Origin of the sequence: Burkholderia sp. B10 (assembly GCF_004368385.1) — a bacterium.
In the GTDB taxonomy this organism is placed as follows: Bacteria; Pseudomonadota; Gammaproteobacteria; order Burkholderiales; family Burkholderiaceae; genus Burkholderia; species Burkholderia vietnamiensis.
This window is the reverse complement of the sequence record NZ_PQMX01000085.1, coordinates 1-22,105: the sequence shown is the minus strand read 5'-3', so window position 1 is coordinate 22,105 and position 22,105 is coordinate 1. Positions and strand designations below refer to the sequence as shown.

Annotated in this window: 21 protein-coding genes and 2 pseudogenes; 5 read left to right on the top strand and 18 right to left on the bottom strand. The window is 69.4% G+C overall.

What is annotated here, in order from left to right; translation table 11 throughout:
* The 3 genes from C3Y15_RS27625 to C3Y15_RS27615 all read right to left on the bottom strand — a co-directional run.
* Positions 1-621: YoaK family protein (locus tag C3Y15_RS27625; RefSeq protein WP_134206900.1), on the bottom strand; the 621-nt coding region annotated here is incomplete at its 3' end.
* A gap of 84 nt (positions 622-705) precedes the next feature.
* On the bottom strand, positions 706-1,233 hold the full coding sequence (locus C3Y15_RS27620; RefSeq protein ID WP_011886248.1) for a chromate transporter: 528 nt from the start codon (positions 1,231-1,233) through the stop codon (positions 706-708).
* Positions 1,230-1,844 (bottom strand): chromate transporter, encoded by a 615-nt coding sequence (locus C3Y15_RS27615; protein WP_059475575.1) that lies wholly within the window; start codon positions 1,842-1,844, stop codon positions 1,230-1,232. Before C3Y15_RS27615 ends, C3Y15_RS27620 begins: the two co-directional genes overlap by 4 nt.
* A gap of 96 nt (positions 1,845-1,940) precedes the next feature.
* Here C3Y15_RS27615 and C3Y15_RS27610 point away from each other — a divergent pair, with 96 nt between their 5' ends.
* Complete coding sequence (locus C3Y15_RS27610; protein ID WP_034192495.1) at positions 1,941-2,825, top strand: transcriptional regulator GcvA; 885 nt, start codon at positions 1,941-1,943, stop codon at positions 2,823-2,825.
* Between the two features lie 33 nt (positions 2,826-2,858).
* Here the strand turns inward: C3Y15_RS27610 and C3Y15_RS27605 are convergent, their stop codons facing one another.
* From C3Y15_RS27605 to flgB, 13 genes are all read right to left on the bottom strand, one after another.
* Complete coding sequence (locus C3Y15_RS27605) at positions 2,859-4,166, bottom strand: solute carrier family 23 protein (protein ID WP_034192494.1); 1,308 nt, start codon at positions 4,164-4,166, stop codon at positions 2,859-2,861.
* A 260-nt stretch (positions 4,167-4,426) separates the two neighbouring features.
* Entirely contained in the window at positions 4,427-5,668 is a 1,242-nt protein-coding gene (gene flgL / locus C3Y15_RS27600) for a flagellar hook-associated protein FlgL (protein ID WP_011886252.1), read from the bottom strand.
* A gap of 22 nt (positions 5,669-5,690) precedes the next feature.
* Positions 5,691-7,658 carry a flagellar hook-associated protein FlgK gene (gene flgK / locus C3Y15_RS27595; protein ID WP_059462218.1) on the bottom strand — a complete coding sequence of 656 codons (1,968 nt, stop codon included), beginning with the start codon at positions 7,656-7,658 and terminating at the stop codon, positions 5,691-5,693.
* A 136-nt stretch (positions 7,659-7,794) separates the two neighbouring features.
* Complete coding sequence (locus tag C3Y15_RS27590; RefSeq protein ID WP_014723810.1) at positions 7,795-8,550, bottom strand: flagellar brake protein; 756 nt, start codon at positions 8,548-8,550, stop codon at positions 7,795-7,797.
* A 231-nt stretch (positions 8,551-8,781) separates the two neighbouring features.
* Entirely contained in the window at positions 8,782-9,771 is a 990-nt protein-coding gene (flgJ, locus tag C3Y15_RS27580) for a flagellar assembly peptidoglycan hydrolase FlgJ (protein WP_011886255.1), read from the bottom strand.
* On the bottom strand, positions 9,771-10,943 hold the full coding sequence (locus tag C3Y15_RS27575) for a flagellar basal body P-ring protein FlgI (RefSeq protein WP_034192572.1): 1,173 nt from the start codon (positions 10,941-10,943) through the stop codon (positions 9,771-9,773). Before C3Y15_RS27575 ends, flgJ begins: the two co-directional genes overlap by 1 nt.
* A gap of 5 nt (positions 10,944-10,948) precedes the next feature.
* Entirely contained in the window at positions 10,949-11,638 is a 690-nt protein-coding gene (gene flgH, locus C3Y15_RS27570) for a flagellar basal body L-ring protein FlgH (protein ID WP_011886257.1), read from the bottom strand.
* Positions 11,639-11,658: 20 nt separating this feature from the next.
* Complete coding sequence (gene flgG / locus C3Y15_RS27565; RefSeq protein ID WP_011886258.1) at positions 11,659-12,447, bottom strand: flagellar basal-body rod protein FlgG; 789 nt, start codon at positions 12,445-12,447, stop codon at positions 11,659-11,661.
* A 35-nt stretch (positions 12,448-12,482) separates the two neighbouring features.
* Complete coding sequence (flgF, locus tag C3Y15_RS27560; RefSeq protein ID WP_011886259.1) at positions 12,483-13,241, bottom strand: flagellar basal-body rod protein FlgF; 759 nt, start codon at positions 13,239-13,241, stop codon at positions 12,483-12,485.
* Between the two features lie 20 nt (positions 13,242-13,261).
* Complete coding sequence (gene flgE / locus C3Y15_RS27555) at positions 13,262-14,503, bottom strand: flagellar hook protein FlgE (RefSeq protein WP_014723814.1); 1,242 nt, start codon at positions 14,501-14,503, stop codon at positions 13,262-13,264.
* 28 nt (positions 14,504-14,531) lie between these two features.
* Positions 14,532-15,278, bottom strand: coding sequence for a flagellar hook assembly protein FlgD (locus C3Y15_RS27550; RefSeq protein WP_011886261.1), 747 nt, complete (start codon positions 15,276-15,278; stop codon positions 14,532-14,534).
* A 56-nt stretch (positions 15,279-15,334) separates the two neighbouring features.
* Positions 15,335-15,760, bottom strand: a complete 426-nt coding sequence (flgC, locus tag C3Y15_RS27545; protein ID WP_011886262.1) for a flagellar basal body rod protein FlgC — start codon at positions 15,758-15,760, stop codon at positions 15,335-15,337.
* A 40-nt stretch (positions 15,761-15,800) separates the two neighbouring features.
* Positions 15,801-16,289 (bottom strand): flagellar basal body rod protein FlgB, encoded by a 489-nt coding sequence (gene flgB / locus C3Y15_RS27540; RefSeq protein ID WP_011886263.1) that lies wholly within the window; start codon positions 16,287-16,289, stop codon positions 15,801-15,803.
* Positions 16,290-16,494: 205 nt separating this feature from the next.
* Between flgB and flgA the strand changes: the two genes are divergently transcribed.
* The 3 genes from flgA (at position 16,495) to C3Y15_RS27525 (ending at position 18,755) form a co-directional block, all read left to right on the top strand.
* Positions 16,495-17,778, top strand: a complete 1,284-nt coding sequence (gene flgA, locus C3Y15_RS27535) for a flagellar basal body P-ring formation chaperone FlgA (RefSeq protein ID WP_059695716.1) — start codon at positions 16,495-16,497, stop codon at positions 17,776-17,778.
* Positions 17,779-17,896: 118 nt separating this feature from the next.
* Complete coding sequence (gene flgM, locus C3Y15_RS27530; protein WP_011886265.1) at positions 17,897-18,229, top strand: flagellar biosynthesis anti-sigma factor FlgM; 333 nt, start codon at positions 17,897-17,899, stop codon at positions 18,227-18,229.
* Positions 18,230-18,314: 85 nt separating this feature from the next.
* On the top strand, positions 18,315-18,755 hold the full coding sequence (locus tag C3Y15_RS27525) for a flagellar protein FlgN (RefSeq protein ID WP_011886266.1): 441 nt from the start codon (positions 18,315-18,317) through the stop codon (positions 18,753-18,755).
* A 60-nt stretch (positions 18,756-18,815) separates the two neighbouring features.
* On the opposite strand, the pseudogene C3Y15_RS32625 reads toward C3Y15_RS27525, so the two are convergent.
* Both C3Y15_RS32625 and C3Y15_RS32620 read right to left on the bottom strand, forming a co-directional pair.
* Positions 18,816-20,009 (bottom strand): annotated as a pseudogene (locus tag C3Y15_RS32625) (M24 family metallopeptidase); the annotation flags it as partial.
* Between the two features lie 159 nt (positions 20,010-20,168).
* A pseudogene (locus tag C3Y15_RS32620) lies at positions 20,169-20,834 on the bottom strand (aminopeptidase P family N-terminal domain-containing protein); the annotation flags it as partial.
* A 360-nt stretch (positions 20,835-21,194) separates the two neighbouring features.
* On the opposite strand from C3Y15_RS32620, the gene C3Y15_RS27515 reads away from it, so the two are divergent.
* Positions 21,195-21,995 carry an XRE family transcriptional regulator gene (locus C3Y15_RS27515; RefSeq protein ID WP_034192490.1) on the top strand — a complete coding sequence of 267 codons (801 nt, stop codon included), beginning with the start codon at positions 21,195-21,197 and terminating at the stop codon, positions 21,993-21,995.
* Positions 21,996-22,105: the final 110 nt, after the last annotated feature.

Genomic DNA, 22,105 nt, shown 5'->3' with positions numbered 1-22,105 from the left:
CGGCAACACCGCGCCCCACAGCGCGACATCGGGCGCGAGCCGCGTGACGAGTCCACCGCACACGGCGCCGCCGAGGAAGCAGAAGCTGATCGTCGCGAGCAGCGCAGAATCGTGCAGCGCGCCGGCGTCGTAGCGCGGTATCAGCCCGACGAACAGCTTCTGCGCGGCGCGGCGCAGATTGCCGGTCGTCATCACCGACGTGTACGACAGCGCCTCGAGATGCGTGAACGACAGCGTCTGCAGCGTCGCGACGAACGTGATGCCGGGGATCAGCCACGCGCTCGACGCGCCCACCAGCCCGCTCGCGGCCAGGCCGAGAAACGCGATCTCGACGATCAGGCTCGCGAACGCGGTGTGGCGCATCCAGCCGCGCTGGGCGGCGAGGCCCAGCAGGTGCGCGACGAGCACCGCGACCACGAACCCGCCGAGCGGCGGCACGTGACGCAGCGCGGCCGCCCATTCGCCGGCCGACAGATTGATGCCGAGCAGCGCGACGTTGCCGGTCATCGTGTTCGCGAACACGTGGCCGTGGCCGACGTACGTGTACGCGTCGAGATAGCCGCCGGAGAGCGTGAGCAGCGCGGCGACGGTGAGGTTGCGGCTGGCGCCGTCGAGATTCATCGATCCTCCATGTGGTGTGCCGCCCGGCCGCATGCCGCGCACGGCGGGCGATTCATCGGCGTCGGCGCGGCGGCCGGCCGCCCTTCACTGGCCGATGCCGGTGAGCCCGATCAACGCGCCCGCCGCGAGCAGCCACAGCGGATGAATGCGCGTGCGCCACGCGAGCACCGCGCATGCGGCGGTGATGCCCCACTGGATCGCGCTGCGGTTCGACGCCTGCGAGATCAGCATCGCGCTGGCCGCGACGAGCCCGGCCGTGACGGGCATCAGCCCCTGCTGCACGTAGCGGCGCCACGGCCGGTCGCGAAAGCGCTCCCACGCGTGCAGCGCCAGCACGGTCACGATCGACGACGGCCCGAACTTCGCGATCGACGCGACCAGCAGCCCGGCCCAGCCGGCCACGTGCCAGCCGACCAGCGACACGATCATCATGTTCGGCCCCGGCGCCGCCTGCGCGAGCGCGAACAGCGCGGTGAACTCGTGCGCGCTCATCCAGTGATGCACGTCGACGACCTGCCGCTGCATCTCCGGCAGGATCGTGTTGCCGCCGCCGAACGCGAGCAGCGACAGCTGGCTGAAGATCGTCGCGATCGCAATCAACGTGTCGTTCATCGGCCGCCTCCGTCGCGTGCCTCGGCGCGCGGCTGCGCCGGCGTGTCGCGACGCCGCGACGCGAGCCAGATGCTGACGGGCGTCAGCACGAGCATCGTCGGCAGCAGCGGCACGCGCAGCACCGCGATCGCGACGAACGCGAGCGCCGCGATGCCGGCGGCCGTGCGCGGCGCCTGCCGCAGCGGCCGCGCGACCTTCACCGCCATCGCGACGAGCAGCCCCGCGGCTGCGGCCGCGAGCCCGCCGAACAGATGCTGCACGTGCGGGTCGGCCTGCGTCTTCGCATACAGCACGCCGAGCGCGACCACGACGAGCGTCGGCCCCGCGATCAACCCGAGAATGCCGGCGAACGCGCCCGCGACGCCGCGAAAGCGCATGCCGACGGCGACCGACAGGTTGATCACGTTGCCGCCCGGCAGGAACTGGCACAGGCCGAGCAGATCGGTGAATTCGTCGGCGGACAGCCACTTGCGCTCGTCGACGATGGTGCGCCGCGCAAACGGCAGCGCGCCGCCGAACGACATCAGCCCGAGTGACAGGAAACCGGTGAACAGCTCGGCGAGACCGATCGGGCGCGGCGCGGCGGTGGGCGGTGGGGAAACGGATTGCATGGGGCTCCTCATCAAGCGGTGCCACGAGGTTACCGCCGTCGCGGAGGACGGCAAAACGATTTTATCGGCGCGTCCTTGTGATCTAGAATCACAAGCATGCCACGCGACCTACCGCCCTTTTCCGCGCTTCGTGCCTTTGAAGCAGCGGCCCGACACGAGAGCTTCAGCGCCGCCGGCGACGAGCTGCATGTGACCCACGGTGCCATCAGCCGGCAAATCGCCGGGTTCGAGGCGTGGCTCGGCAAGCCGGTGTTCCAGCGCTACGGCAAGCGCGTGAAGCTCACCGACGACGGGCGCCGCTATCTCGACACCGTGCGCGCCGCGTTCGACAGCATCGCGCTCGCCACCGAGCAGCTGCGCAACGCCGGCGCGACGCGCGTGCTGCGCATCAACGCGCTGCCGACCTTCGCGATGAAGTGGCTGCTGCCGCGCCTGTCGCGGTTCCAGCGCGACGTGCCGAACGTCGAGCTGAAGCTGTCCACGTCGAACGCGGCGCTCGACACGCTCGACGGCTTCGACGTCGCGATCCGCCGCGAGCCCGGCCCCGGGCCGAACTGGCGCAGCGGCCATTTCCTCGACGAAAGCGTGATTCCCGTCTGCAGCCCCGCGCTGCTCAAGCGCGCGCCGATCGCCCGCGCGGAAGATCTCGCGCGGCACGTGCTGCTGCATTCGGATACGCGGCCGGAAGGCTGGCGCGACTGGTTCGCCGCGGCCGGCGTGACGATGAAGGGGCGCAAGCGGCAGTCGTTCGACCACTTCTATCTCGCGCTGCAGGCGGCCGTCGACGGGCTCGGCGTCGCGCTCGGCCCGCTGCCGCTGATCGACGACGAGCTCGCGAGCGGCCGCCTCGTGATGCCGCTCGACGGGCCGCGCATCGCGACGCGCAGCTACTGGTGGATCGCGCCGGGCGCGTCCGCCGACGATCCGCTCGTCGCGCAGTTCTGCGCGTGGCTGCAGGGGCAGTCGAACACCGGCGCATGAGCGGGCGCCGGCGGGGCCGCTTCCGCTACCCGCTCACACCACCGGGCCCGGCTCCTTCTCCTTGCGCAGGATCGCGTACAGGATGATCGCGCCGAACGTCGCGGTGCCGATGCCGCCGAGCGCGAAGCCGCCGAACTTCAGCGAGAAGTCGCCGGCGCCGAGCACCAGCGTGACGGCCGCGACGATCAGGTTGCGGTTGTCGGAGAAGTCGACCTTGTTGACGACCCAGATCCGCGCGCCCGTCACCGCGATCAGCCCGAACACGACGATCGACACGCCGCCGAGCACCGGGCCCGGAATCGTCTGGATCACCGCGCCGAACTTCGGCGAGAAGCCGAGCCCGATCGCGATCAGCGCGGCGAGCGCGAACACGAGCGTCGAATAGATCCGCGTGACGGCCATCACGCCGATGTTCTCCGCGTAGGTGGTCACGCCCGTGCCGCCGACGCTGCCCGACACGATCGTCGCGAGCCCGTCGCCGATGAACGCGCGGCCGACGTAGCGGTCGAGGTTGGTGCCCGTCATCGCGCTGACCGCCTTGATGTGGCCGAGGTTCTCGGCGACCAGGATCACCGCGATCGGCGCGAGCATCAGCATCGCGTGCGGATCGAACACCGGCGCGCGAAAGCGCGGCACGCCGAACCACGCGGCATGCGCGACGATCGAGAAGTCGATCGGCTTGCCGAGGCCCATGCCGTTGGTCGCGACCGCATAGAGCGCGTACGCGATCACGAGCCCGACCAGGATCAGCAGCCGCTGCACCATCCCGCGCGCGAACACCGCGACGCCGCCGACGCACAGCACGGTCACGAGCGCCATCACCGAGTCGAAGGTCGAAGCCGACACGCCCCTGACCGCGATCGGCGCGAGGTTCAGCCCGATCACCGCGACCACCGCGCCGGTGACGACCGGCGGCATCAGCGTCTCGATCCAGCGCGTGCCGATCGCCTGCACCAGCGCGCCGAGCGCGACGTACACGACGCCGCACGCGACGATCCCGCCGAGCGCCACCGGAATGTTCGGGTTCGGCCCGCTGCCGCCGTAGCCGGTCACCGCGATCACCAGGCCGATGAACGCGAAGCTCGAGCCGAGGTAGCTCGGCACGCGGCCGCCGACCAGCACGAAGAACAGCAGCGTGCCGATGCCCGACATGAAGATGCACAGGTTCGGATCGAAGCCCATCAGCAGCGGCGCGAGCACGGTCGAGCCGAACATCGCGACGACGTGCTGCACGCCCATCGCGACCATCTGCGGCCACGCGAGGCGCTCGTCGGGCCCGACCACGCGCGACGCCGCGCCGGCCGGTTGCACCCGCCAGCGCGGGAAGTAGGAATCGGACATGGGGAAAGGGCTCCTGTCGGTCGCCGGCGGCGGACGGTGCGCCGGCCTGGAATCTGGCGCGAGTTTACGGAGCGGAAATAGGGCTGGCAAGCGCGCCGCCGCACGCGCGGCAATGGCGCGCCGGGAGCGGGCTTGCGGTATGACGGGGGAACGAGTCGGCCGGGCGGCCGTGGGTCACCGCGCCGGTCGCCGCGCGGGCGACCGGCACGCGCACCGCGCGACGTGAGCGAAGGCTCACATCGCACGATGCTGCGCGCCGATCAAGGATTGACGTACTGGAACAGCGACAGGTTCTGCAGCTGCACGTAGGCCTTCTGCGCGCCGGTCAGCGCGTTCTGCACCTGCAGATACTGGCTGATCGTCGTCACCATGTTGGTGCCGGTCAGGTCCGTCAGGTTGCTGGTGGTCTGCAGCGACGCCGTCTGGGTGACCGCCTGCATCGCCTTGACTTCCTGCTCGCGGCCGCCGACCGACGCCTGGATCGTCGTCACGTTGCGCATCGTGTTGCCGACCTTGATCGAGCCGGTCATCATCGCGTTCGACAGCGCGGCGGCCGCGACGGGATTGCCCGTCACCGGCGTCTTCAGCGCGGCGATCATCGAGTCGAGCGTCGAGAAGATGTCCGCGCCGCCGGTTGCCTGCGGGCCGGGCGTGACCGAGAACGAGTCCCCGGCCGACGGCGTGCCGGACACCGAGACGGTCATCCCGCCGCCGAGCGCGATCGACGCGCCGGCCGTGTACGCCTGCGCGGGCGTCGTGGTCGGCGGCTTGGCCGACGAATCGGTGACCGTGTAGGTCGGCGCGGCCGGCGTGCCGCCGAACGTGATCGCGAAATGATGGCCGTTGGTCGCGGCCGACGGGCTCGTGACGGTCACCGCGGTAATCCGGCCGGTGCCCGTGTTGGCGGCGTCCGCCGCCGGCACCGGGACGCTGCCGAGCGACTGCACCGACATGAACACGGCCGCGCCGGTGTCGCCTTGCGCGACGCTGCTCGAATCGCCGATCTGCACCTGGCGCGTGCCCGAATCGCCGACATACGACACGGTGCCGTTCGGGCTGCTCGTAAACGGCGCCGACGAATTGTTGACCCCGGCGAACAGATAGGTGCCCGCGCCGTCGTTCGTGTTCGCGAGCGTCATCAGCTGGTCGCGATAGCCTTGCAGCTGGGTCGCGAGCGCCGCACGGTCGCTGTCGGCGAGCGAACCGTCGCCGGCGCGCACGGTCAGCGTCTGCACGCCGGTCAGCACGGTGCTCACGCTTTGCAGCGTCTGGTCCTCGGCCTGCAGCGACGCGAGCGCCGTGCTCTGGTTGGCCGTGTACTGCGACAGCGTCGCCGACGTCATCGACAGCTGCACGGCCTGCGCCGCGCCGACCGGGTTGTCGGCCGGCGTCTGCAGGCTCACGCCGCTTGCGATCTGCTGGTACAGCTGCGAGAGCTGAGCCTGCTGATCGTTCATCTGTGAAACGTTCAGCTGGAAGAACTGGGCGCTGGAAATCCGCATCGCTTCTATCCCTCGAATCCGGTCAGTTGAACAGGCCGAGAACGGTCTGGAACAGCGTCTGCGCGGTCTGGATCACCTTCGCGTTCGCCTGGTAAAGCTGCTGGTACTGCATCAGGTTCGCCGCTTCCTCGTTCTGGTTCACGCCCGACACCGACTGCTGCGCGCTGGTGATCTGGCCGACCAGCGACGTCTGCGCGGCGCTCGACGACTTCAGCTGGCTCGCCGTGTTGCCGATCGCGTTCACGTAGTTCGCATACGCGCCGGTGAGCGTGGTCGTGCCGCCGCCGAGCGACTTGGCCGTCACCAGCTGCGACAGCGCGAGCGCGTTGGCGCCGTCGCTCGTGCCGCCCGCGTACGGCCCGATCGAGAACGAGTCGCCGTCGGACGGCGCGCCCGACAACGTGACGGTCACACCGTTCAGCGTGCCGGACATCGTCATCTTCGCGCCCTGGCTCGCGTTGTACGGCACGCTGTCGGTCGGGTTGGCGATCGTCACCGAGGTGGGCGGCGTGCCCGCGATCGTGACCGTCGTGCCGACCGGGAAGCCCGACAGCGAGTTCGTCGCCGCGTCGTAGGTGAGCTTGGTGGCCGGAATCTGATAGCCGGAGCTCACGCCGTTCGAGACGATCTTCCCCGTCCCGATGTTGGTCGTCGACGCGGAGGCGACGACCGGCGACGCCGCCGCGATCGCCGCGCCGCTCGTCGTCGCGAGCCCGAAGCCGGTCAGCGCGCCGCGCGTCGGCAGCACGGTGAACTGGTCGCCGGCGTTCATCGCGCCGGACGAGAACGACAGCTGCAGCCCGCCCAGCGACGCTGGCATCGACGTCGACTGGCCGATCACCGAGCCGCTCGCGCGGTCGGCCAGCGTGTAGTTGGTGCCGTCGAACGACAGCGTGTAGTCGCCCGTCGTCGGCTGCGCGGGGTTCGTGAACGACACGGACAGCGCCGCGTTGCCGGTATTGCCCTGATTCGCGAAGACGGTCGCCGGCGCGACGGCGAACAGGCTGCCGCCCGGATTGCCCGACAGGTCGACGCCGAGCGCGTTCTGCGCATTGACCTGCGCGGCGAAGCTGGTCGCGAGCGCGCCGAGCTGCGCCTGCGCCGGATCGAGCGTCTGACGGCGGAACGCGAGCAGGCCGCCGAGCGTGCCGCCCGACAGCGACGCATCGGGCAGCGACTGGTCCGGCGTTTTCGGATTCGCGCCGGCGATGCCCTGCGACACCACGGTCAGCTCGCTCGGATCGGACGACGACGCGACGGCCGCGAGCTGGTAGCTCTTGTCGGCGACGACGAGCGGCTGGCCGCCCGCGAGGAACACGCTGTAGCCGCTGTCGTTGCGCACGACCTGCACGCCGGCGAGCGACGACAGGTTCGACACCGCGAGGTCGCGCTGGTCGAGCAGCTGGTTCGGCGGCTGCCCCTGGCTGCTCGCGGCCCCGATCTGCTGGTTCAGCTGCGCGATCTGCGCGGTGTACGTGTTGATCTGCGACACGGTGCTGGTGAGCTGCGTGTTCACGCTCTGACGCAGCGCGTCGTACTGCTGGCCGGTGGCCTTCAGCTGGTCGGCGAGGATCTGTGCGTTGCTGATCGCGGTCTGCCGCACCGACGGGTCCGACGCGTTGTTCGCGACGTTCTGCAGCCCGGTGAAATAGTTCGTGATCGCGGTCGAGATGCCGGCCGTCGGGCTGCCGACGTAGTTGTTCAGCTGCGCGACGAGCGAATACCACGTCGACTGCGCGCCGCCTTGCGACTGCGCGGCGTTCAGCTGGTCGCTCAGGTACTGGCTGTACTGCCGCTGCACGGTGACGGTGTTCACGCCCTGCGGCAGATAACCGCTCGCGGTGTACTGGCCGCTCTCTTCGGCATAGACGGGACGCTCGACCGAATAGCCGGGCGTCGCGGCGTTGCTGATGTTCTGACCGGTCGTCGTGAGGCCCCAGAGCGCGGCATTGAGGCCGCTGACGCCGAGGTTCATGAATGTGTTGGACATGCGCGATCCTGATGAGCCGGCCGCGCTGCGGCCGCCGGGTTGCGTGACTCCCGGTATAACGGCCGCGGATCGAAAAAATTGAGGGAAAAATGCGCACGCGGCGCGCGCGTGCGCGCGGCGGCCGCGAGGCGGTGCGTCACGCCCGCGCGAGCGAGCGGCGCTTCATCTCGAGCTGCGTGATCAGGCGCTGCAGCGTGTTCTCCGCGCTGCCCGGCAGCGACATGAAGCGAAACCCGAGCTGATAGCGGCGCGAGCCGTTCGGCAGCTGCGTCGAGCGCTGCGACACGAGGCGCAGGTCGAGCGACAGCTTGCCGTGACCGTTCAGTTCGAGCTCGACCTCCGGCAGCAGCGTGCCGACTTCGAGCGTCTCGACGCGCTCGTCGATCGTGCGCAGCCCGACGCCGCCGAGCGACAGGTTCTGCACCTCGAACACGAAGCCCTCGCCGTCGGGCAGCTTGCCGCGACACTGGAACGGATCGACGACCGGCGCATCGACGCGGAAGTACTCGCGCCGCTGGATGCACATCAGCACCTCGGGGAATTCGGCGACGAACGCGGGCAGCCCCTCGTAGCGCGTCTCGCGCGGCGTGCCGGTGGTGAACTCGACGCGCACGCCGTCCGGCGCGGCGGCGAAGGTGCAATGCGACGCGGCGAGGATGCCGGCGTTCTGCTCGGCCAGCGCGCCCCAGTCGAACGTGAAGGTGCGCGCGCCGACGTCGACGTCGAGCAGGCGCGTGACGAGCTGCCCGCCGGGATACTGGACGGTCAGGAAGTCGCCCCGGTTCACGAGGTTGCGCAACTGCACGCCGATCTCGAGCGGATTGCGGCGGGCGTAGTCGGGTCCGGAATGGCCCGCATCCAGGCTCGGGTCGGTCGACGTTTCGATATTCATGGCTAGCCGGTTTCTTGTCATGGACGCCCCGGCAACCGGGACGCAATAAAACCGGGCCTGAACATGGGCCCGGTTGCTGGTCTCTCACACTTAGCGGCAGTGCTGACCGAAAGTTTAGATCGAATCGCGGATTATTTTCCGCGCAAACGATAAAACCGCGCGCGGCGGACGCCGGGCGCGGTCGGAAACACGGCAGGAAATCACGCCGCGCGGCCGTGGCGGCGCGGCGCGTCAGCCGATCTGCTGCATGATCGAGATCAGCTTCTTCGCGTAGTGCGGGTCGGTCGCGTAACCGGCCTTCTGCATGCCGTGCGCGAAGCCCTCGACGCTGCGGCTCGCGCTCAGCACGCCCGCGTAGCGCGGGTTGTTCTTCAGCAGGCTCGCATAGTCGGTCATCGCGTGCTCGTACGAGTCGTACGCGCGGAACTTCGCGACCACGCGGCGCGGCGTGCCGTTCACGTATTCGGTCGTGAGCGCCGCCACCGTGCGGCCCGTCCAGCCCTTGTTCGCCTTGATGCCGAACACGTTGTAGCTGGTCGAGCCGTCGCTCGCGCGGATCTCGCGCTTGCCCCAGCCCGATTCGAGCGCAGCCTGGCCGACGATGAAGCGCGCCGGAATGCCGGTCGCCGCGCTCGCCGCCTGCGCGGGGGCGGCGAGCCGGTCGACGAACGCGTCCGCGTCCTGCACGCCGCTCGAGCCCTTCAGCGGCGGCGTCAGCGCGCTGCCGGCCGAGTAGCCGCGCGTGCCGGCGAGCGCGCCGTTGTTCGCCGCATTCGCGTAGGCCCGCGCCATCGCGTTCATCGCGGCGAGGCTACCTTCGTTGCCCGACGTGCCGGCGCCGGCCGCGCCCAGGCCCGTCGCACCGATGCCGGCCGCGCCGGCATCGCCCGCCGGATCGGCGCCCTGGCCCGCGTTGCGCAGCAGCTGCTTCATCAGCGCATCGGCGACGCCGATGCCGCGCTTCGACATCTGCTGCGCGAGCTGCTGGTCGAGCATCGACGTGTACATCTTCGACGTGTGCGAGTCGAGCAGCCCGCCGTCGGGCGTCGCGTCGCGCATGCTCTTGAGCATCATTTCCGTGAACATCGCGTCGAACTGGCCCGCGACCGCCTTCGCGCCGGCCTGCGGCGACGCCTTCGCCTGCGCGCGCAGCGCGTCGAAACCCTGCACGTCGAGCGCGAAGCGCTGCGTCAGGTCGTTTGCGTTCGGAAGATTCGCCATCAGATGATCTCCAGATCGGCGCGCAGCGCACCCGCCGCCTTCATCGCCTGCAGGATCGACATCAGGTCGGCCGGCGTCGCGCCGAGCGTGTTCAGTGCCTTCACGACGTCGGCGAGGTTCGCGCCGGCCGTCACCATCTTCAGCGAGCCGTTGTCCTGCTTCAGCTGGATCTGCGACTGCTGCGCGACCACCGTCTGCCCGTTCGAGAACGGCCCCGGCTGCGACACCACCGGCTGCGTGTTGACGACCACCGACAGGTTGCCGTGCGCGACCGCGCAGCTTTGCAGCGTGACCATCTGGTTCATCACGATCGAGCCGGTGCGCGCGTTGAGGATCACCTTCGCGGCCGCCTTATCCGGGCTCACGTCGAGGTTCTGCAGGCGCGCCATGAACGCGACCTGCTGCGACGGGTCGGCCGGCGCGGCGAGCTGGATCGTGCGGCCGTCGAGCGCCGTCGCGGTGCCCGGGCCGAAGCTCGAATTCACCGCGGACACGATCCGCTGCGCGGTGCCGTAGTCCATGTCGTTCAGTTGCAGCTGCAGCACGCCGTTCATCTGCGCGACCGCGTTCGGCACCGAGCGCTCGACGATCGCGCCGCCGGCGATGCGGCCGGCCGCGAGCTGGTTGACCTGCACGCGGCTGCCGTTCGCGCTCGCGCCCGCGCCGCCGACCGCCATGTTGCCCTGCGCCAGCGCGTACACCTGCCCGTCCGCGCCCTTCAGCGGCGTGAGCAGCAGCGTGCCGCCGCGCAGGCTCTTCGCGTTGCCGAGCGACGACACCGTCACGTCGAGCGCCTCGCCCGGCCGCGCGAACGGCGGCAGCGTGGCGGTCACCATCACGGCCGCGACGTTCTTCAGCTGCATGTTGTTCAGCGACGACGAGCCGCCGTTCGCCGAGCCGTTGTTGATCGAGATGCCGAGGTTCGCGAGCATGTTCGCGAGCGTCTGCGTCGTGAACGGCGTCTGCATCGTCTGGTCGCCGGTGCCGTCGAGGCCGACCACGAGGCCGTAGCCGATCAGCGGGTTGTCGCGCACGCCCTGGATCTGCGCGAGATCCTTGAGGCGCTCCGCATGGGCGCCGGCGGCGCCGAACGCGCACGCGATCAGCATGAATGCGCCGGCCAGCGCGCGCGCTGCGCGCCGCGACAGGCGGTGGAAAAGAGGCTGCTGCATCGGGATCACCACGGTGCCAGATTGAGGAAGAAGCGCTGCAGCCAGCCCATCGTCTCGGCTTCGTTGATGTAGCCCTTCGCCGAGTATTCGATCCGCGCGTCGGCCACCTGCGTCGAGTAGACCGAGTTCGCGCCCGAGATCGTGTTCGGGTTGACGACCCCCGAGAAGCGCACGAACTCGTTGCCCTGATTGATCAGCATCTGCTTCTCGCCGCTCACGACGAGGTTGCCGTTCGGCAGCACGTTGGTCACCGTCACGGTGATCGTGCCGTTGAACGTGTTCGCGGCGCTCGCGCCGCCGGTCGCCGCGAACTTGTTCGCGCCGGTCGCCGACAGGTTCGCCTTCGCGAACAGCCCGCCGAGGAACGCGGCCGTCGGCACGTTGAAGTCGGTGTTGCCCTGCCGGTTGGTGTTCGCCCCCGACGACTTGGTCGCGTTGATGTTCTCCGCGATCACGATCGTCAGGATGTCGCCGACGTTGCGCGGCCGCTGATCCTCGAACAGCGGCCGGCCCGCGAAGCCCGGATTGAAGATCGAGCCGGGCGCCTGCATCGCGATCGGCATCGGCGGTTGCGCCGTCATCGGCTGCTGGATGATCGGATCGCGCGGAATCTGCGCGCAACCGGCGAGCGCGGCCACCGCGACCGCGCACGCGGCGCGGACGGTGGCTGACGGGAGGAGGCGGACCTGCTTCATGGCGACGGCGGGACTTCCGGTTAGGTCTTCATCTGCGTGACGGTCTGCAGCATCTGGTCGGACGTCGTCACGGCCTTGCTGTTGATCTCGTACGCGCGCTGCGTCTGAATCATGTTGACGAGCTCCTGCACGACGTTCACGTTCGACGCCTCGACGTAGCCCTGGTTGAGCACGCCCGCGCCGTTCAGGCCCGGCTGCGACACGTTCGGCGCGCCCGACGAGGTGGTCTCGGCGAACAGGTTCTCGCCCTTCGCCTCGAGGCCGGCCGGGTTGATGAAGGTCGCGATCTGCAGCGAGCCGATCTGCACCGCGTTGTTCGAGCCCGGCTGCGTGACCGACACGACGCCGTCCTTGCCGATCGTCAGCGACTGCGCGTTCTGCGGCACGGTGATCGCCGGCAGGATCTGATAGCCGCTCGACGTGACGAGCTGGCCCTGCGCGTTGGTCTGGAACGAACCGTCGCGCGTGTAGGCGTTGGTGCCGTCCGGCATCAGCACCTGGAAGAAGCCCGCGCCGTTGATCGCGACGTCCTTCGAGTTGCCGGTCTGCGTGAGGCCGCCCTGCGTGTACAGGCGCTCGGTCGCGACCTGCTGCACGCCGGTGCCGAGCTGCAGGCCCGACGGCAGCTCGGTCTGCTGCGTCGAGTTCGCGCCCGGCTGGCGGATCGTCTGGTACAGCAGATCCTCGAACACCGCGCGCGACGCCTTGAAGCCGTTGGTGCTGGTGTTCGCGAGGTTGTTCGAGATCACGTCCATCTGCGCCTGCTGCGCGTTCATGCCGGTGGCGGCAATGTAGAGCGATCGGTTCATGTTGAATCTTCTCCTGGTAGCGAGGGCCGTGCCGCTCAGCTGAAGTTGAGCAGCTGGTTCGCCGACTGCTCGTTCTGGTCGGCCGTCTGGATCAGCTTCGACTGCAGCTGAAACGCCCGCGCGTTGTCGATCATCGCGACCATCGCGGTCACCGGGTTCACGTTGCTGCCTTCGAGCGAATTCGGCGTGACGACGACGTTCGGGTCGGCGTCGGCCGGATTGCCGTCGGCGGTGCGGAACAGCCCGTCGTTGCCGCGCGTGAGCGTGGTCGGGTCGGGGTTCACGAGCTTCATCTGATCGACCATCGCAACGGCGGTCGGTGGGTCGCCCGGCATCAGCGCGGACACCGTCCCGTCCTTGCCGATCGTGACTTCCGCGTTCGGCGGCACCGAGATCGGGCCGCCGTTGCCGATCACCGGCAGGTTGCTCGCGTTGACGAGCTGGCCGTTCTCGTCGACGTGCAGGTTGCCGGCGCGCGTGTACGCCTCGCCGCCGTCGGCGGTCTGCACCGACAGCCAGCCGGCGCCCTGCACGGCCACGTCGAGCGGGTTGCCGGTGCGCGTGATCGGACCCGGCGCGTAGTCCGCGCCGGGCGTCGACGCGAGCACGTAGGTACGCGTCGTCGTCGGGTCGATCGTGCTGCCGTCGCCGAAATTCATCGGCACCGCGCGGTAGTTCGCGAGCTGCGCGCGAAAGCCCGTCGTCGACGTGTTCGCGAGGTTGTTCGCGACGATCGCCTGCTGGTCGAGCGACTGCGACGCGCCCGTCATCGCCGTGTAGATCAGTCGGTCCATGGCTGCCGGTTATCCGCGCTTTACAGGTTGATGAGCGTCTGGTCGACGGTCTGCTGCGTCTTGATCGTCTGCGCGTTCGCCTGGTAGTTGCGCTGCGCGGTGATCAGGTTCACGAGCTGCGACGTGAGGTCGACGTTCGAGTTCTCCAGCGCGCTGCCCTGCAGCGTGCCGTGGTTGGTGCTGCCCGGCGCGGAGATCTGCGGCACGCCCGACGCGGCCGTCTCGGCATACTGGTTGCCGCCGAGGTTGATCAGGCCGTTCGGGTTGTTGAAGTTCGCGATCGCGATCTGGCCGAGCACCGCCGTCTGACCGTTCGAATAGTTGCCGGTCAGCTTGCCGTCCGCGCCGATCGAGAAGGTCGTCAGCGTGCCGCTCGCGTAGCCGTCCTGCGCGAGGTTGTTCACGCCGTCCTTGCCGCCGTACTGCGTGGTGCCGGTCAGGTCGAGCGTCAGCGCCTGCGGCGTCGACGAGCCGTCGGTGGTCGGCACGCTGAACTGGAACTGGCCGAGCGATGCGGTCGGCGTGGCCGACGCGGGCAGCGTCGTGCTCGTGATCGCGCCCGACGAATCGAACTTGACCGTGCCGAGATCGGTCATCGTGCCGCCCTGCACGCCCGCGTACGCTTCCCACGCACCGGCCGCCGACTTCACGAAGTACATGTTGACCGCCTGCGAGCCGCCGAGCGAGTCGTACACCTGGATCGCGGTCGAGTAGTTGTAGGTCGCGCTGTCGGTCGCGTTGAACGGCGTCTTGGTCGGCACCACGTCCTGCGAGTTCAGGTTGAACTGGCCGACGATCTTGGTGGTCGGCGTCGGCGCGATGTTGGACGTCGGCGCCTGCAGCGGCACGGTCTGCGCGGTGCTGACCACGCCGTTCTTGTCGGCCGTGTAGCCCATCAGGTTCATGCCCTGCGCGTTGACGATGTAGCCGTTCTTGTCGCGCTGGAACGTGCCGTCGCGCGAGTAGGTCGTCACGCCGTTGTTCGACATCTGGAAGAAGCCGTTGCCGTTGATGGCGACGTCGAGCGACGAATTCGTCGTGTTGATCGTGCCCTGGCCGAACTGCTTCTGCACCGACCCGAGCGTCGTGCCGATCCCGATCTGCGTGTTGACCGACGTCGCGATCGAGTTCGCGTACATGTCGGAGAACTGCGCGGTGCTCGACTTGAAGCCGACCGTGTTCGCGTTCGCGATGTTGTTGCCGATCACGTCGAGCGCGTTCGATGCGCCGGCGAGGCCGCTCAGACCCTGTTGATAACCCATTTCGGTCTCCGTTTGCGAGAAAGCTGGATCAGTTGGTGGTGGTCGTGCCGCCGGACGACGACGACGCGGTGTTCGGGAAAATCGACGCGACCTGGGTCAAGCCCACCGTCGTGCCGTTCGACAGCACCAGCCCCGCGGTGCCGTCGGCCTGCTTGATGACGCTCTGTACCTGCGCGGCCGCGAGCACGGTCGGCGCATAGGTCTTGCCGTCGCTGCCCGTGTACTGCGCGCTCACCGTGTACTTGCCGTCCGGCAGCGCATTGCCGGCTGCATCGGTCGGCGTCCAGTTGAACGGCACCGTGCCGGCCGACTGCTTGCCCGCGTCGATCGTGTTGACGACGACGCCCGCGCTGTTCTTCACGGTGATGGTCAGGTTCGACACGTCGTTCGCGAGCGACACGCCGAACGGCGACGCCGCGCCGCTCTTCACCGAGACGTCGTTGCCCGGCGCGAGCACGTTGGTGCCGATCAGCAGCGCGGCCTGCGTCTGCTGGCCGGCCGCGAGCTGCGTCGACAGCGACGACAGCGACGAGTTCAGCTGCGCGATGCCGCTGACCGTGTTGATCTGCGCGAGCTGCGACGTCATCTGCGAGCTGTCGACGGGGCTGGTCGGGTCCTGGTTCTGCAACTGCGTGACGAGCAGCTTCAGGAACGTCGCCTGCAGGTCGCTCGCCGACGTGCCGGTCGTCGACACTTTGTTGGTGTTCATCGTGTCGGTCGGCAACGTCGACACGTTGGTGCCGTTGCTGCCGATCGTCGTGTTGGAGGATGTCATCCTGGTGGCCTTGGGTCGGAACTGTCGGAACTGTCGAATCTGGCGCGGCGCGCGGCTTACGTGCCGATCGTCAGCGTCTTGAGCATCAGCGTCTTCGCGGTGTTCAGCGTCTCGACGTTGGCCTGGTACGAGCGCGACGCCGAGATCATGTTCACCATCTCCTGCACCGGGTCGACGTTCGGCATCTGCACGTAGCCGTTCGCGTCGGCGGCGGGGTTCGCGGGGTCGTAGGTCGACTTCATCGGCGACGGGTCGTCGACGACCTTGGTCACGCGCACGCCGCCCACGCCCTGGCCGGACGCGGTGCGCGCGCCGCCGAGCGGGTCGGTCGCGAACACGACCTGCTTGGCCTTGTACGGCTTGCCGTCGGGGCCGGTCGCGCTGTCGGCGTTCGCGAGGTTCGACGCGGTGACGTTCAGGCGCTGCGATTGCGCGGACAGCGCCGAACCGGCGACGCCGAAAATGTTCATCAACGAGGGCATGGTGGCTCCTGGTGCTCGGATTCGATGGCGGGGCGCGCCGTTACTGGTTGCTCGTGATCGCGGCGATCATCGTCTTGATCTGCTGGGTCATCACGGTCATGCCGCTCTCGTAGTGCAGCGCGTTGTTCGCGAATTGCACGCGCTCGACGTCGAGGTCGACCGTGTTGCCGTCGAGCGACGGCTGCAGCGGCATCCGGTACTGCGCGCGACCGTAGTCGTCGGCCGGGCCGCCGGTCGGGATCAGCTTCGCGGCGCCGGCCATGTGGCCGGGCGCGGTGGACACCATCGTCATCCCGCTCGTCACGCCGGCCGGCTGCGCCATCGGCAGTTGCGCGGCGTTGCTCGGCGCGAGGCCGCCGTCCGTCTGCTTCAGCGAGCGCGCGAGCGCCGACGCGAAATCGACGTCGCGCGCCTGATAGCCCGGCGTGTCGGCGTTCGCGATGTTCGACGACAACAGTTCCTGCCGATAGGCGCGCACGTCGAGCGCCTGTCGGCCGAACGCGAATTCGGCATCGAGTTTGTCCAGCATGTGTGCGTCTCTCCAGATGAAGCGCTGCACGCCCCCCGCGCCGGATGGCGACCCAAGGGGCTTTTTTCCATGACACCGATGGTAGGGGTGCGGCACAACCCGCAATCGGACGAATAACGCGCCAAAGGCCCCCTCTATTCATCGTTTGCGCGACGGCCCCGCTGCCTAGAATGCGAATCGGATCAACGGTTTCGAGGACACGGCGATGACAGGCAGCGCACTTCGCAACGACGGCGCACGCGGCAAGCGCGTGCGGCGTGCGTTCGCGCTCGCCGCGGCGTTGTGGCTCGCGGCGCCGGGCGCGCACGCGGACGACGCGATGATCGTGATCCCGGGGCGCGGCGAGACGGTCGAGACCGCGCTCGCCCATGCGAGCGCGGCGGGCGTGGCGGGTGTGGGACAACCGGGCCGCGGCGGCGCAGGCGGCGCAGGCGTTGCGACGGTCGCGGGCAGCGGCGGCGCGGCGCCGGTCGGGAATGCCGGTGCCGGCATGGTCGGCGCGGGCACGGTTGCACCTGCCGCGCAGCCGGCCGGCACGATGGTCGTGGTCGACGTCCCGGCGCCGGCTGCGGTGCCGAGCGCCGCCCCGCGCGCCGCCTACGCGGACGCGCGCGCCAATTCCGTCAGCAGCGCCTATGCCGCGCACGCCGCTACTGCCGCTACCGCCTCCAGTTACGCCGCTCCCCGCTACGCGGCACCGCGCGCTGCCGATCCGGGCGCCGTCGCGACCGTCGTCGCCGGCGCGCCCGAACCGGCGTCGAACGCGCCGCGGCCGGCCTTCGCCGCGCGCGCGGCCGCCGTGCGCACCGCGTACGCCGCGCCCGCGCCCCAGCCGGCCGCCGCGGCGCAGCCTGCGACCCCGCCCGGCCAGCAAGACCCCGAATCGATCCGGCGCAGCGCGCTCGCGTTCCTGCAGCAGCAGATCGCGGGGCTGCCCGGCAAGACCACCACGACGGTCGCCGCCGCGTTTCCGCGCGGGCTCGCCGAATGCACGACGCTCGAGCCGTTCCTGCCGACCGGCGCGCGCCTGTGGGGCCGCACGACGGTCGGCGTGCGCTGCGCGGGCGCGCGGCCGTGGACGGTCTATCTGCAGGCGAAGGTCACCGTGCAGGCCACCTATTACGTCGCCGCGCGGCAGATCGCGCCGGGCGAGCCACTCACCGCCGCCGACCTGATCGCGCGCAACGGCGACCTGACGGTGCTGCCGCTCGCGGTGATCACCGATCCGGCGCAGGCGATCGGCGCGACCTCGCTCGCGCGGATCGCGGCCGGGCTGCCGTTGCGCCAGGACATGCTCAAGAGCGCCGCGTCGGTGTCGGCCGGCCAGACGGTGCGGGTGGTCGCGGCCGGCCCCGGTTTCACGATCTCGGCCGAGGGCAACGCGCTCGCGAACGCGGCGCCGGGCCAGTCGGTGCGGGTCAGGATGGCGGCCGGGCAGATCGTCACGGCGATCGTCAAGGACGCCGGCACGGTGGAAATTCCGCTATAGGGACCGGACCCACCGCAACATTGCAAAGAATTGTTTATTCGGAGAATTTCGCACCCGCGATGCTAAAGTTCGGGCCGGACCGGCCGTTATCTGGGTCAAACCGAACAGGAAAACCATCGTGAAAATCGATTCCACTCCGAACCCGAGCCCACTCGCGCCCACCGGCAACGGCGCGACCCGCGCGCAATCCGGCGCGGCTTCGTCGTCGTCCGCGCAGGCCGGCGACGCTGGATCGACCGGCGGCGACACGAGCGTGAACCTGTCGGGTCTGTCGGGACAGCTGCGTTCGCTGTCGGCCTCCGGCAGCGCCGACATCAACACGGCGCTGGTCCAGTCGATCAAGGACGCATTGAAGGACGGCTCGTTGACGATCGACGTGAACAAGATCGCCGACGGCGTACTGAATACCGCCCGCGACCTGCTGCAACGGCAGCGCTCGCAGAGCAACTGAGCCGGCCCGGGGCCCGTCACGCCCTGACCGGTCCCCTGGATGGCCGGCATGCGGGAACGCGTGCCGGCGCGACGAGCATGACGCGATGAGAGAAGAGCTGCTGGCCACGGTCAACGACGAACACGCGACGGTCGAAGCGTTCGCGTCGCTGCTCGCGTATGAAGAAAAGGCGCTGACGACGCCGCAGCCGCTCGACATGCTGCCCGGTATCGTCGAAAAGAAGAGCGAGCTGATCGATCGGCTCGCGCAGCTCGAGCGCACGCGCGACGCGCAGCTGTCGGCGCTCGGCTTTCCGGCCGGCAAGAAAGGCATGGATCAGGCCGCCGAGCGCGACGCGCGTCTCGCCGGCCGCTGGCAACTGCTGCTGCAGGCCACCGAACGCGCGCGCCAGGCCAATGCGACCAACGGGATGCTGATCCGGATCCGGATGGACTACAACGATCGCGCGCTCGCGGTGCTGCGCTCGGCGTCCGCGCCGGCCGGCGTCTACGGGCCGGACGGACGCGTGTCGGCGCTGATGCGCTGAGCGCGCCGCAGCGCCGGCGCCCCGTCGCACCATGCGCGGCCGCGCCGCACTCCCCTTCCTTTACAGCAACGGACACGCGGTGACCTGCGTGCCGCGTTGCGCGCAAAGCCGTTCGTAGTCGCGCAGATACGCGCGCTCGTCGTCGTCGAGCAGCGCGACGTCGATCAGGTCCCAGTCGTAGCCCACGGTGACGAGGTTTTCGAACGCGACGGTGCCCGCTTCGGCGTCGTCCGCATGGACGATCACGATGTTCTCGATCCGCACGCCGCCCTTGCCCGGCAGGTAGATACCCGGTTCGACCGAAATCACCGCATTCGGCACCAGCCCGTACGACGCGCCGGGCGCGAAGCGCACGCCGCCCTCGTGCACGTGGATGCCGACGCCGTGACCGGTGCCGTGGCCGTAATCGTAGCCGTGGTCGCGGCACACCTGGCGCACCGTCGCATCGACGTCGCCGCACGTCGCCGTGTTCGGGAAGCGCGTGACGAGCCCCTTGATGCAGGCCTTCAGCGCGACCGTGTAGATTTCGCGCTGCCACGGCTGCGCGACCGTCTCCGCTCGCGTGCGACGCAGCACCACGCGCGTGCAGTCGGTCGCGAAGCCGGCGTCGTAGTACGCGCCGCTGTCGAGCAGCACGAGTTCGCCCTCGGTCAGTTCGACGTCGGCGCTCGCCTCCGTGTAATGCGCGAACGCGCTGTTCGCGCCGTTCGCGGCGATCGACGGGAACGTCAGCGCGACGGCCGAGCGCGCGCCGTACGCGTCGTTGATCTTGCGCGCCAGGTCGTATTCGGTGTGGCGCCGTCCCGGCTCGCCGGTCTTGGCCCAGCGCATCGTCTCGGCGATCGCTGCCGAGCTGCGCGCGAACGCATCGCGAAAGCGCTCGAGCGCCGCCGGCGTCTTGCTCGCCCGCAGCGCCTCGACCGGGTTGAAATCGGCGTGGCGCGCATGCGGCCAGACGCGCCGCACCGATTCGACGAGCGCGCAGTTGACCGATTCGAAGCCGTAGCAGACGTGCTCGACGGCGAAGCGGGCGAGGAAGCGCTCCAGTTCGGCGAAGTCGCGCCGGATCACGTGCAACGCCGGGTACGACGGCAGGTCGACCGCACAGCGGTCGCAGCCTTCGGGCAGGAACAGCGCGACCTGCTCGCCGAGCACGAACAGGAAGCCGAGATGCGACGACGCATTCGGGATGTGATAGCCGCGGCTGTTCAGCAGATAGGCGAGATCGTCGGACGCGCAGGTGACGAAGGCGGTCGTGGGGGGCGTCGTGTCGGTCGTCGTGTCGGTCGTCGTGTCGCTCGTCGTGTCGCTCGTCGTGTCGCTCGTCGTGTCGGTCGTCGTGTCGGTCGTCGTGTCGGTCGTCGTGTCGGTCGTCGTGTCGGTCGTCGTGTCGCTCGTCGTGGCGGTCGCCGTGGCGGTCGCCGTGTCGCTCGCCGTGGCGGTGTGCGCGGCGAGCCGGCCGTTCAGCGCGTCGAGGTTCTGCGCGACGCTCACGCCGGTCGTCGCCTCCGGCAACCCGAAGATCGGCCGTTCGACGACCCAGCCCGGCAGCGCGATCGCGCGATCGATTTCGCGCGACGTGAGGCTCACCCAGTCGAGCGACGCGGGCTGCGTCTGCGCGAGCAGCCGGTCGCGCTGCGCGATGCTGATCCGCCACGCGTCGTAGCCGACCCGCGCGAGCCGCGCCGCGTGCGTGACCAGCCAGCCGGCGAGCGCCTGCCAGATCGTCACGTCGATGCCGAGCTTCACGACCTGCACGCGCGCCGGGTCGCACTGCCGTTCGGCCTGCAGGTGATAGCGGCCGTCGACGAACAGCACGAACGGCGGGATGCCGAGCGCGTGCGCCGTCGCCGCGCTCAGGAAGATTCCGCAGCCGGCCGAGCCGTCGAAGCCCGACAGCGCATAGCGCGGGTTGTTGCAGCGCGGCAGGTATTCGGTGATGTACTCGTCCTGCGACGTGACCACGACCGCATCGAGCCGCGCGGCGTCGAGCAGGCGCGACAGGCCGGCCTGCGTGTCGGCGACGCGCGCATCGTACGCGGCAAGGCCGGAGAAGCTGAATTGGAGTCGATCGATCATCGGATACCCGTCATTGATTGTTGTCGACGGCCGGCGGCGGCGTGGCGGCGAACGCCCCGACGCTGCGGCTCAATTTTTGTCATACTTAACTTTGTTTGATGAGGGACAAAATCTAGAGCACGCATACAGGGCGGTCAAGCGCAAATTTTCGTAGGGCTAAAATTACCGATCGTGACGCGGCGGCCCGCTCGGCGACCACCGACGGCTACGGGCGGCGTCACGATGCCGCGGGTACAATGCGCCGGCATCGCCGCCCGACGGCCGTGCCGCGGGCGATGCGCGGCATGCTGGGGCGCGGCCGCCGCGCCGCGTGTTGCGCGCTTTCCGGTTCGTTGCCACGAGTTGCCACGAAAGAGATTCATGGATTCAGACATCATGCGTATCGGCCAGCGCATTCGGCGCCTGCGCCGGGAAGCGAAGAAGACGCTGCTGGAAGTCGCGACCGAAGCGCACCTGTCGGTCGGCTTCCTGTCGCAGGTCGAGCGCAATCTGACCGGCATCTCGCTGTCGTCGCTGGTCAACGTCGCGAACGCGCTGAAGGTGCCGCTCGGCACGCTGATCGACCAGCCGCGCCAGGCGCAGCCCGATTCGCACGCGGGCCGCCGCGAGCCTTATGCGCTCGACGCGGCGTCGCAGTGGTACGAGCGGCTGTCGACGACCTTCGACGGCAGCCAGATCAATGCGCTGAAGGTGCGGATGATGGAGGGCTACCGGTCGGAGTGGGTCGCGCACGGCGGCGACGAGTTCGTGTACGTGCTCGCCGGCCGCGTGTGCTACACGATCGGCAAGCGCGATTACCCGCTGTCGGCCGGCGATTCGCTGCATTTCGATGCGAGGAAGCGCCATCGCGTCGCCAATGTCGGCGACGGGCCGGCCGAGCTGATCGCGGTCGGCACGCTGCCGCTGTTCGACGACGGTGCGGAATTGGGCTCGGCGGCCATGAAGATCAGGCTGCTCGCGCGCGAGGCCGGCGCGACGCCCGGCGAGCCGCGCGTGAGCCGGCGCGAATCGGTGTCGAATGGCGTGCGGGCCGAGGACGAGCCGGCCGCCTCAGCCGCTGGCACACCGGCGCGTGGCACGACACAGCCGGCCGGCGGGAAACCACGCGCGGCCGCGGGCAAGGGCCGGGTTGCCGCGGCACGCGCGCGGACGAAGCAGTGAATCGGCCGGGCTGGGATTGACGAGACGCGACAAGCCGGCCGTGACTGGATGGGCCGCGATTAACCGGGCCACGATTGGCCGGGCCGGGATTGGGCGGGCTGGGATTCAAC